This window comes from Pedobacter cryoconitis (genome assembly GCF_003259615.1).
Taxonomy (GTDB): domain Bacteria; phylum Bacteroidota; class Bacteroidia; order Sphingobacteriales; family Sphingobacteriaceae; genus Pedobacter; species Pedobacter cryoconitis.
Genome location: NZ_QLLR01000036.1, coordinates 42,902 through 54,823, shown reverse-complemented (window position 1 = coordinate 54,823; position 11,922 = coordinate 42,902). Strand labels below are relative to the sequence as shown.

The following is an 11,922-nucleotide window of genomic DNA, read 5'->3' as shown; positions in this document are numbered from 1 at the left end:
CGTTTCACGCAGTTCTTTTTTCAAATTAGCCACTTCTTGCTCGGCTGCGCTGAGGATAACATTCCCATTACCAGGGAAACTACTGCCTTGCTTACTTGAAAATTCCTTCCGCCATCTATATAATAACGTGACGTTGATATCCAATTCCTTCGCAAGGGTCGTTAGATCTGGGCGGGTGTAACTCAGTTCAACACTCATCAGTTTGAACTCCTTCGGGTATGCTTTTCTCTCTCGTGACATAATTTCTGTTAAGGTATGTAAATCCCTTAACTCCGTGTCTACTCAAATATAGCAAGTCCACTTCTTATTATCCTTCATCTAGTTTCTTCTTGTTATCCTTCATCAAGTTTCTCCTTATTATTCTTCATTAAGCTCCTTCTTGTTATCCTTCATTAAGTTTCTCCTTTTCTCCTTCATCAAGTTTCTTCTTATTATCCTTCATCGCGCTTCTCCGCTATGTTTCTTCTCGATTTTCCTCCATATTAACACCTCAACAAACAGATGTCCGCAGAATAAACGAAAGACCGTCTCTAAAAAACAATCCTTTCTTGCAGCCATCATGTATGTTTTTACATTATACCTGGTGGAATCTCGAAAAAATAAAGACATGCTAATGTGACGAGCCTAAATTTTCTTTGCCCTCTTCGGGCCTAAGTAATTTCCAGCTCGAACATAGCATGTCTTTATTTTTCGTCGAGATCCCCCAGACCACCCCCAAAAACATACATTTCGCTGATGAAAGATTGTATTTTTAGCTAGGTTCTGACTTTTATTAAAGGTAAATTTGCGGCTCAAACCACAAACAAATGAGTGACCAGATAAAACACGAGTGCGGAATTGCTTTTATCCGTCTTTTAAAACCTCTCTCATTCTACCAGGAAAAGTATGGTACAGCCCTTTACGGACTGAACAAACTATACCTTTTGATGGAGAAACAACACAACAGAGGGCAGGACGGCGCAGGAATTGCAACAATCAAATTAGATGTAAAACCAGGTCACCGGTACATTAGCCGTTACAGGTCGATGGCACAGAATGCCGTTGCAGATATCTTCGGATATGTACAAGGTAAATTTGCAGACATCCAAAATGAGACACCTGAACTCATGCAGGATGCAGAATGGCTGAAACAAAATGTGAGCTTCATAGGAGAGGTATTGTTAGGACACCTTCGCTACGGAACACACGGCCAGAACAGTATAGAAAACTGTCACCCATTCCTTCGTCAGAACAACTGGATGACACGTAACCTTGTTATTGCAGGTAACTTCAACATGACTAACGTTGATGAATTACTAGAACAACTATACGAACTCGGACAACACCCAAAAGAACAAGCTGATACCGTTACCGTATTAGAAAAAATCGGTCACTTCCTTGACGATGAGAATCAGGAACTTTTTGATACTTACAAAAAAGAAGGACTATCAAACGTAGAAATTACGGCTAAAATCTCCCAAAACCTGAACATCGCGAATATCCTTACCCGCTCCGCTAAAAACTGGGACGGTGGTTACGCAATTTCAGGAATCGTAGGAAACGGAGACGCATTTATTCTGCGTGACCCATCAGGAATCCGTCCCGCATACTTTTACCAGGATGATGAAATTGTTGTGGCAGCCTCAGAGCGTCCCGCAATTCAAACCGCATTTAACGTAGGCATTAACAGCGTTCAGGAAATTAAACCAGGACACGCACTGATCGTTAAAAAAGACGGAACAGTTACGCAGGAAATCTTCAGAGAACCACAGGAAAAAAGAGCATGTTCATTCGAACGTATTTATTTCTCCCGCGGAAGTGACGCTGATATTTATAAAGAAAGAAAACAATTAGGAAGACTATTGATCGACCAGATCCTGACCGCAGTAAACTCAGATCTGAAAAACACAGTTTTCTCTTTTATCCCAAATACTGCTGAAATTTCCTTCTACGGTTTAGTAGAAGGTTTACACAAGCATATCAAGAAGATCCAGAAGGATACGCTTATTGAACGTAAAGAAACCCTGACAGACGCTGAACTTGATGAACTGTTATCTATGGCTCCACGCGTAGAAAAACTGGCTATCAAAGACGTTAAACTCCGTACTTTCATTACCGCCGATGCTGACCGTAAAGAAATGGTCGCTCACGTTTATGATACCACTTACGGTGTGATTAAAAACGATGTAGACACACTGGTTGCAGTAGATGACTCTATTGTTAGAGGAACTACGCTGAAACAAAGCATTATTAAGATTATCGACAGGTTACATCCTAAGAAAATCATTATTGTTTCTTCAGCACCTCAAATCCGTTACCCTGACTGTTACGGAATCGACATGTCAAAGCTAGGTCAGTTCGTAGCCTTTGAAGCCGCTATACAGTTGTTAAAAGAACGCGGATTAGAGCATATCATTGAAGATGTATATCAGAAATGTAAAGCTTCTTTATTATTACCGAAAGAAGAAATTGTAAACCATGTAAAAGACATCTACAGACCTTTCAAACAGGAAGAGATCTCTGCACAGATTACAAAAATCATTACCCCGGCCGACACGGTTGCACAAGTAGAAGTAATTTACCAGACACTGGATAACTTACACGTTGCTTGCCCTAATCATACTGGTGACTGGTATTTCTCAGGTAACTACCCAACACCAGGTGGAAACAAAGTCGTTAACAAGGCTTTTGTAAACTGGAAAGAAGGAAGTAACCAGAGGGCTTACTAAGCAAGGTTAACCCATAAAAAACCCGGTACTGCATGCAGTACCGGGTTTTTTTGTGCGTTCAAGTAAATAGAACTTGTATTAACTATAATATTTGATTGCTACTTCTATAAACAACCTGACTGCGAAAATGATAATAACTGCACCCGCAATCCGGTTCAGGATCTTGATGTTTTTCTCTTTAATCCTATATCTTAATTTGGCAGCATAGTATGTTTTGATGAAGTCTACGAAAAGCTGGGTACACATAGCCACTACAAAGAATACAACCTTCTCAGCCATCGCATAATGCAGCTGGCCGGAAACAATACCACCCACCATAATCCAGAACATTAAAGTAGTAGGGGATAACAGGCACATCAGGAATCCTTTGATAATATAGCCGCGTTTGCGCACCTTCACAATTTCAGAAGTTTCGTAATTGACCGTGACCTTATTGATCAGGTAATACAGACCTACTCCCAAAAGGAAAAGACCTCCGATGATGCCGATGTACTGATTATAATCTGCATTATAATCCACAAACTGCGAACTGAAGATCGTTAAACTAATAAATATAATGTCACTTAAAATCACTCCGATGGCCAAAGAAAAACCAGCTTTAAAGCCTTTTTCAATGCTGGTTTTGATCATGGAAAAGAAGACCGGGCCCGTTAAAAACGAAAACAAAATACCCGCACCAATCCCCTGTAATATTGCTTCAATCATTCAACTCACATATATTTGGCGCTAATATCTGATTTTAAAGTATAATACCGCCTATTTTTTTTGCTTCATTTATTGTGTACACTATACACAATATTTTAATTATGTTTATGCCTTGTATTATCAGCACTAAGTATTGATAATATCCTGACTATAATTATATGGAACAATCCTAAGCACAAGATAGTTTCAAACAACCAAAAAAAACTTGCATAATCAATGGAAAACCAAAAACAACAAAACTATGGAACGGCGTTGTATTCGATCATCACCGTGTTCTTTTTCTGGGGCTTCGTGGCCGCATCGAATGGTATCTTTATACCTTTCTGTAAGTCACATTTCAACCTCACACAATTTGAATCTCAACTGATTGACTTTACGTTCTATGGCGGATACTTTATTGGTTCACTGATTTTATACTTTGCTTCGCAAGCGAGTAAAGTCGATATTCTAAATAAAATAGGTTACAAGAAAGGGATTATCCTGGGTTTGATTATTTCTGCCGGTGGTGCCCTTTTAATGGTTCCTGCAGTTCATTCAGGCTCATTCTTCTTCATTTTAATTGCCTTTTTTGTCATTGCAATAGGTTTCTCTTTACAGCAAACTGCAGCGCAACCATTTGTGGTAGCTTTAGGTGCCCCTGAAAGCGGTACACACCGTTTAAACCTTGCTGGTGGAGTAAATAACTTTGGTGGTTTAATGGGCCCTGTCATTGTAAGTTTAGTGCTTTTTGGTTCTGCAAGTGATGCAGTTGCTAAAACAGTAGAGATTTCTTCAATTACTACCTTATATTATGCTTTATCAGGCTTATTTTTATTAGTTGCTGGTTTTTATGCCATCACTAAATTGCCAGAAGTAACCAGTAAAGAAACGATGGAAGCCAGTCCAAAATCAAACGGACCGCTTTTAGTGATTATAATTGGATTCCTGATGGTGCTTGCGGCTAAACCATTAGCTGGTTTTATGCACTTGTCTGAAGCAAACTTTGTCTACTCGTCACTGGCTATTATCATTGGCGCATTGATCTTTGTCCTGCTTAAAAAGAAAGAGAACGGAAATCAATGGGGTGCAATGCAATATCCTCAGCTGATTATGGGGATGATCGCCATCTTTACCTATGTAGGGGTTGAGGTTACCATTCAAAGTAATCTGGGTGCTTTACTTCACTTGAAAGAGTTTGGTGGTTTCCCTGAGTCTGCCATTAAACCTTATATCGCTTTATATTGGGGAAGTATGATGATTGGTAGATGGACAGGTGCTGTGAGTGCTTTTAATTTATCAAAAATTACAAAAAACATATTAACTGTTGTCGTTCCTTTTGTTGCCTTTGGCGTGATTCTTTTAGTGAACCATTTTACCGGTACAGATGTAGGTAACTTATATATTTATGGTGTTTGTGTAGCGGTATTGATCGTAGGATTTTTCCTTGGTCAGGAGAAACCAGCTAAAACACTGGCTATTTTTGCCACTTTAGGCGTAGTTTGTATGAGCGTTGGTTTAATGACCACAGGTGAAGTTGCAACATTCGCATTTATCAGTGGCGGGCTATGCTGTTCAATTATGTGGCCTTCTATCTTTGCGTTATCCATTACAGGATTGGGTAAATATACCAGCCAGGGTTCATCATTCCTGATTATGATGATTTTAGGTGGTGCTATTTTGCCACCGGTACAGGGACAATTGGCGGATACACATGGTATTCACGGTTCTTATATTATCCCGCTGTTTGGGTTTGTTTACCTAATATTCTTTGCATGGAAAGTGAGTTCGGTATTGAAGAGACAAGGAATTGATGTTGAACATATCGAAGCAGAAGGAGGTCACTAATTTTATGACAGTTAAACCTGGTTTTAATGATATATATATGAATCTGGCGGTAGATCTTGCCGCCAGATCTCATTGTGTAAGGGCACAGGTAGGTGCTGTATTGACAAAGGATACCCGGATCATTTCTATCGGGTATAACGGTCCGCCATCGGGCACGCACAATTGTGATGAGGAATGGCCGGATACAGGCTGCGAAAAAGATTCCAGAGGGAGCTGTTCGCTGGCCCTGCATGCAGAAGAAAATGCGATTTTATATGCTTCCAGAAACGGGTCAAGGATTGAAGGGGCAACTTTATATACGACACTTTCTCCTTGTATTGCCTGTGCACGATTAATCCTTTCGTCAGGGATAAAAGTTGTTTATTTTAAAGATTCTTATGCGGCTTACAAAGGGCTGCCTAGTGATGAGGGTGTGGATTTCTTAAAAAGATTCGGTGTTGAAGTGAATAAATACTAACTTTGGCCATGCTAGAAAAAATCATCATTATCGATTTTGGATCTCAATTCACACAATTGATAGCCCGCAGGGTGCGTGAGCTAAATGTTTATTGCGAAATACATCCATTTAATAATATTCCGGAAACCTTATCAGATGTTAAAGGTATTATCTTTTCAGGTAGCCCGTATTCTGTGCGTCAGGAAGATGCACCTCAAATTGATTTAACACGTTTTCATCAGAAATTCCCGGTACTGGCTGTTTGTTATGGTGCACAATATCTTGCGCAGCATTCAGGCGGTGAAGTTCAGCCTTCTTCAACTCGTGAGTATGGAAGAGCAAATCTGAATTTCGTTGAGTCAACCAGTAAATTATTAAAAAATATAGATTTGAATTCTCAGGTTTGGATGTCACATGGTGATACCATTACTGTCGTTCCTGAAAATTTTGAGATCATAGCAAGTACTGATAGTGTAAAAGTTGCCGGTTTCCATGTGAAAAACTCGGATACTTATGCCATTCAGTTCCACCCTGAAGTAACACACAGCACGGATGGAAAACAATTACTGGAAAACTTCCTGGTAGATATTTGTGGTTGCAGCCAGAACTGGACTGCGGATGCCTTTGTTGAAACTACTATTGCTGCACTTCAAGAGAAATTAGGCGACGATAAAGTTGTTTTAGGTCTTTCTGGTGGTGTGGATTCAAGCGTTGCAGCAATTCTTTTGCACAAAGCTATCGGAACTAACCTTCACTGTATTTTTGTAGACAACGGCTTATTACGTAAAGATGAGTATGCTGCGGTTTTGGAACAATACAAACATTTAGGTTTAAATATTAAAGGTATTGATGCAAAGGACCGCTTTTTAAGTCAGCTTGCTGGTATTAAAGACCCTGAGCTGAAACGTAAAGCTATAGGCCGTGTATTCATCGAAGTATTTGATGATGCAGCGCACGAAGTACAGGATGTAAAATGGCTTGCACAGGGTACAATCTATCCTGATGTCATTGAGTCAATTTCTGTAAAAGGCCCTTCTGCAACTATTAAATCTCACCATAACGTTGGTGGTTTACCTGATTTCATGAAACTTAAAGTAGTGGAACCTTTGAATACTTTATTTAAAGATGAAGTGAGAAGAGTGGGTAAGTCATTAGGTTTGGAAGCGTTTATCTTAGGCCGTCACCCTTTCCCGGGACCAGGTTTAGCGATTCGTATTCTGGGTGATGTAACCGAAGAAAAAGTAGCTATCCTTCAGGAAGCTGACGCTATCTATATTAATAATCTTAAAGAGGCAGGTTTATACGACCAGGTTTGGCAGGCAGGAGCAATATTCCTTCCGGTTCAATCGGTTGGTGTAATGGGCGATGAGCGTACTTACGAAAACGTAATCTGTCTTCGTGCTGTGGAATCTGTGGATGGAATGACTGCCGACTGGTGTCATTTGCCTTACCCGGTCCTTGCGAAAATTTCTAATGAAATCATCAATAAAGTCAAAGGTATTAATAGGGTCGTATATGATATTAGTTCAAAACCACCTGCAACGATTGAGTGGGAATAGATTCTGGTGTCTGCTATTTATTTGTTTCTGTGTAGCGGCCTGTTCGCCAAAGACCAGGACAAATAAGTCACCTAAAAAAGAAATCGGAAATAAAGAAGATAAAAAGGATGCAGCCTCAGAGAAGAAATTCACTGAGGCCAATATCTCTTTGCTGATCCCGCTTAACCTGAACAGCGCCAGAATTAAAGCTGGTAGTAAAGCTGAACTGGACAAGTCTGCGATGGCCATTGATTTTTATCAGGGCTTTAAAATGGGGATCGACTCTGCTGCCGCTGCCGGTATGAACTTTAAGGTAAAGGTGCTGGACACGCGTGATAATAATGTTCAGATCACTTCTTTGCTGAAGTCGGGGCAATTAGCGGGTACAAACTTAATTATCGGCCCTGTATTTCCAGATGGGGTTAAGTTTATCACTAATTATTCTATTGTGAATAATATTCCTGTGGTTTCGCCTCTGGCGGCTACACATCCTGATGAATTCAATAATCCAAACCTGATCTCTATTGTCAATAATATTGATCTGCATGCGGATAAAATGGGTGATTATATCAGAAGAGAGTATGATCCGGGAAAAGCAATAGTTGTGCTGATCAACCCAAAGAAATCGGGTGATGAGGTATTAGGCAATCCGTTGCGTGATTATTTCCAGAAGGGCAGAGGTTCACGCTATATTTTTCAGGAGTATGCTTCTGTATTTGCCATGGAAACGAAAATGGTTCCTGGTAAACAGTATGCAGTGCTGATTTCTTCGGCTGACCGGGCTTTTGTGGTAGGCAGCATAGATAAGCTGGCAAAGATGAAGACTGCAGGCAGTAATATTGAATTGTTCGGGCATCCGAACTGGGGCAAGCAAAATTATAATATAGAAAAGCTACAGTTGCTGCGGACCAAAATTACCACTTCTTATTTTGTAGATTATAAGAGCAGGGATGTCATTAATTTTGTCAGGAAATACCGTCAGCTTAACAAGTTTGAGCCTGCGGAATATTCTTTTAAAGGATTTGATATTGGGTTTTTCTTTGGGAAGCTTTTCGCTGAACATGGTGCGGGTTATTTGAAGCATCTGACGCAGGAGCATTATGACGGACTGGAAAACTCTTTCCGTTTTATCAAAGATGATAAACTGGGATATATCAATACCAGTTTGTTCTTATTGGAATACAAAAATTTTGCGTTAACCCCTATTGAGTAGGGTTTAATCTACCGCTGAAAACAATAAATACCGAATGAAATTAGAATATCAGATACGTTCCTTTGAGGATGTCTTCAAGCAATATGACGGAGTTTTACCTTTACACAGGTTCCTGTTTACTTATTTTAAACAGCACAAGCAAATGGGCTCGTCAGACAGACGCTGGGTAACCCGCTATCTGTATAGCTATTTCCGTTTGGGACAGGCACTGAAAAAAGAAAAACAGTTATTGCGTCTTGCCATCGCAGATTTCCTGTGTAATCAAACGGAGAGTCTGATGATCGATCATTATCTGCCTCAGTTTAAAGAGCAGTTGTTATTGCCGATACAGGCGAAGTTAAAACTGGTTGAAGATACTTTTCCGAAATTTAAGTTAACGGAGGTATTTTCTTTCACGGCTGAGTTGTCTGAAGGAATTGATTTAACTGATTTCTTACAGTCGTTTTTTATTCAGCCAGATCTGTTTTTAAGGATTAAAGCTGTACACCACAAAAAGATTTTCGATTTACTGGTTGCGGCAGAGGTAGCTGTGAAGGAAATCAGTGAAAAAACACTGGCTTTACCCAACGGAACGAAGTTAGAGAAATTATTACCTGAAGATCAGTATTACCAGGTTCAGGATTTATCTTCCCAAAAAACGGGCGAATTCTTCGCTCCGCAGCCTTATGATTATTGGTGGGATGCTTGTGCCGCTTCTGGCGGAAAGTCTCTCCTGCTGCATGATATACAGCCTAAAATAGAATTGTTGGTGAGTGATGTCAGGGAGAACAGTCTGCATAACCTGGATGAACGTTTTGAAGCTGCCGGGATTAAGAAGTATCATAAAAAAGTGCTGGATTTATTGCAGAATAATGATCAGGACTTACATGACTATGTGTTTGACGGGATTATCCTGGATGCACCTTGTACAGGGTCCGGAACCTGGGGACGTACGCCAGAAATGCTGGTTCATTTTGATGCACATAAAATAGATTACTTCTCGAAGCTTCAGAAGAGCATTGCGGAGCGGGTTGTGAAATATCTGAAAACGGGTAAACCGTTACTGTACATCACCTGCTCTGTATTTAAGAAGGAGAATGAAGAGGTGATCGAATACCTGCTTGCTAATTTACCATTGACATTGGAAAGCATGCAGAGCATTATAGGTTACAATGATAAGGCCGATACGATGTTTATCGCAAGGCTGATTAAAAAAGATTAAGAGATTTCAATTTATAATAAAAAAGGGTTTGTCTGAGATTTTCAGATAAACCCTTTTTTATTATATGGGGGGATTATAATCCTGTGTTACTTCTGAATAGCTTAATTGCGATAGCAAGCAGGATGACACCAAATGCCTTTCTTAATACGTTTAAGCCTGATTTTCCAAATAGTTTTTCCAGACGTTCGGTATTCTTTAATACAAAATAGACGAATGTCATATTGATCAGGATACCTATAATGATGTTTTGAGTATCGTATTGGGTTTTAAGGGAAAGCAGGGTAGTCATTGTTCCTGCGCCTGCAATCAGCGGAAAGGCTAAAGGAACGATGGAAACTGTTTCAGGAGCATCTTCATGAAACAGGGTAAGGCCTAATACCATTTCCATAGCGATACAAAAGATTACCAGGGAACCGGCAATAGCAAAAGATTGTACGTCCAGCCCGATGATTTTCAACATAGTTTCTCCAGCAAAAAGGAAAATAATCATGAGTGAAGTGGCCACAATTGTCGCTTTTTCTGACTCAATATGACCTGCTTTCCTGCGGAGCTGAATCACCACGGGAATAGCACCTAAGATGTCAATGATCGCAAACAAAACCATTGAGGTTGAGAGTATTTGACTTAGATTGAATTTCATGGTGTTTTTTGTGTAAATGTAAAATGAATAAAATAAAAAAGCCACTTATAAGTGGCTTTTTTATTTTATTCATTTATAGAGAGCTTATTTTGGTAAGCTGTTATTGTAATCATTTCTGATCTTGCTATGTTTCTTACTGTAAGCGTAATAGATAACTACACCTAAGGCCATCCAGATGGCTAAACGTTCCCAGCTTACAATAGGCAGAGAAGCCATCATCAACACACAAACCACGACACCTAAAATAGGGATCAAAGGAACCCATGGGGTACGGAAAGGTCTTTCTAATTCAGGATTGGTTTTTCTTAAAATCAATACGCCAATACAAACCAATGAGAAGGCAAACAGCGTACCGATACTTACCATGTGACCTAAGTCTGATACTGGCACAAAGCCAGTGAAGATACTCACGAAAACCATAAATACTAGGTTGGTTTTCCATGGAGTCTGGTTTTTAGGGTGAAGGTCTGAGAATATTTTAGGCAATAACCCATCTTTACTCATACTGTAGAATACACGGCTCTGGCCTAATAACATTACCAGGATTACTGAAGTATAACCAGCAAGAATGGCAATCATTAAAAAGCGGTTTAAGAAGGTATATCCTGTTTGTGCAAAGGCTGTAGCAACTGGTTTGGCATCACCCGCAAATTTGGTATAATTTTCCAGTCCTGTCATCACATAAGAGAACAGTACATATAATAAAGTACAAACGATCAATGAACCGATAATACCAATTGGCATTCCTTTTTGTGGGTTTTTAGCTTCCTGTGCTGCTGTACTTACGGCATCAAAACCGATAAAGGCAAAGAATACAACGCCTGCGCCACGTAATACACCACTGATACCAAAGTGCCCGAAGTCATCACTTGCAAAGAATTCCATGAATCCTCTTGTGCCTGCTTTTACAGCATCTTCTCCCGGGTTAACAGGGATGAACGGGTGATGATTGGCTGGGTTAATAAAGCTCCATCCTAAAATAATAAAGATCAGTACCACGGCTACTTTTACAATAACCAAAACGTTATTCACAGAGGAAGAGTCTTTGGTACCTCTCATCAATAACAGAGATAACAAGCAAACGATAACAATTGCTGGTACATTGACAATTCCGCCTTCCCATGGTCCGTGTAATAGGTTTTGAGGGAAGTGTATGCCGAATTCCAAGAGGAATTGTGAGAAATATTGGGACCAGCTGGAAGCAACTGTAGCCGCGCTTAATGCGTATTCAAGGACTAAATCCCACCCAATGATCCAAGCCATAAACTCTCCCATAGTGGCATAAGAGTAAGTATAAGCACTGCCGGCAACCGGAATCATTGATGCAAATTCTGCGTAACAAAGACCTGCAAATCCACAACCAACTGCTGCGATAATGAAGGATAGTATTACTGCAGGACCAGCGTTATCTGCTGCTGCGATACCTGTAAGGGAGAATAATCCTGCACCAATAATAGCACCAACGCCTAAGGCTACTAAGTTGAAACTGGTTAAAGAACGTTTTAGCGTACCCTCGCCACTCTCATTTGCCTCAGCTAATAGTTGTGGGATAGATTTTTTAAATAACATAAGTTAAAGGATAGTTTTAAGTTTTTTTGTTTTTAGGATAGGGTTAATTCAATTTCAAACCTAATTAAAATATATTTAAAAATAAAAG

10 protein-coding genes are annotated in these 11,922 nt (G+C 39.9%); 6 read left to right on the top strand and 4 right to left on the bottom strand.

Features of this window, described 5'->3' with window-relative positions; translation table 11 throughout:
- Positions 1 to 240: transposase (locus LY11_RS23410; RefSeq protein WP_146610871.1), on the bottom strand; the 240-nt coding region annotated here is incomplete at its 3' end.
- A 566-nt stretch (positions 241 to 806) separates the two neighbouring features.
- Here LY11_RS23410 and LY11_RS23405 point away from each other — a divergent pair.
- On the top strand, positions 807 to 2,708 hold the full coding sequence (locus tag LY11_RS23405; protein WP_111636041.1) for a class II glutamine amidotransferase: 1,902 nt from the start codon (positions 807 to 809) through the stop codon (positions 2,706 to 2,708).
- Between the two features lie 78 nt (positions 2,709 to 2,786).
- Here the strand turns inward: LY11_RS23405 and LY11_RS23400 are convergent, their stop codons facing one another.
- On the bottom strand, positions 2,787 to 3,413 hold the full coding sequence (locus LY11_RS23400) for a LysE family translocator (protein ID WP_111636040.1): 627 nt from the start codon (positions 3,411 to 3,413) through the stop codon (positions 2,787 to 2,789).
- A 216-nt stretch (positions 3,414 to 3,629) separates the two neighbouring features.
- Between LY11_RS23400 and LY11_RS23395 the strand changes: the two genes are divergently transcribed.
- From LY11_RS23395 to LY11_RS23375, 5 genes are read left to right on the top strand one after another with little or no spacing between them, the layout of a single operon-like run.
- Positions 3,630 to 5,237, top strand: coding sequence for an MFS transporter (locus LY11_RS23395; RefSeq protein ID WP_111636039.1), 1,608 nt, complete (start codon positions 3,630 to 3,632; stop codon positions 5,235 to 5,237).
- 4 nt (positions 5,238 to 5,241) lie between these two features.
- Positions 5,242 to 5,694 carry a deoxycytidylate deaminase gene (locus LY11_RS23390; protein ID WP_170132762.1) on the top strand — a complete coding sequence of 151 codons (453 nt, stop codon included), beginning with the start codon at positions 5,242 to 5,244 and terminating at the stop codon, positions 5,692 to 5,694.
- 8 nt (positions 5,695 to 5,702) lie between these two features.
- Positions 5,703 to 7,232 (top strand): glutamine-hydrolyzing GMP synthase, encoded by a 1,530-nt coding sequence (gene guaA, locus LY11_RS23385; protein WP_111636038.1) that lies wholly within the window; start codon positions 5,703 to 5,705, stop codon positions 7,230 to 7,232.
- Positions 7,189 to 8,424, top strand: coding sequence for a type 1 periplasmic-binding domain-containing protein (locus tag LY11_RS23380; protein ID WP_111636037.1), 1,236 nt, complete (start codon positions 7,189 to 7,191; stop codon positions 8,422 to 8,424). Before guaA ends, LY11_RS23380 begins: the two co-directional genes overlap by 44 nt.
- Before the next feature lie 34 nt (positions 8,425 to 8,458).
- A complete protein-coding gene (locus LY11_RS23375; protein WP_111636036.1) occupies positions 8,459 to 9,625 on the top strand; it encodes an RsmB/NOP family class I SAM-dependent RNA methyltransferase in 1,167 nt (388 codons plus the stop codon).
- A 73-nt stretch (positions 9,626 to 9,698) separates the two neighbouring features.
- Here the strand turns inward: LY11_RS23375 and LY11_RS23370 are convergent, their stop codons facing one another.
- Together LY11_RS23370 and LY11_RS23365 are read right to left on the bottom strand one after the other, a co-directional pair.
- Positions 9,699 to 10,265 carry a MarC family protein gene (locus LY11_RS23370; RefSeq protein ID WP_111636035.1) on the bottom strand — a complete coding sequence of 189 codons (567 nt, stop codon included), beginning with the start codon at positions 10,263 to 10,265 and terminating at the stop codon, positions 9,699 to 9,701.
- A gap of 84 nt (positions 10,266 to 10,349) precedes the next feature.
- Positions 10,350 to 11,834, bottom strand: a complete 1,485-nt coding sequence (locus LY11_RS23365; protein WP_111636034.1) for an amino acid permease — start codon at positions 11,832 to 11,834, stop codon at positions 10,350 to 10,352.
- Positions 11,835 to 11,922 lie beyond the last annotated feature (88 nt).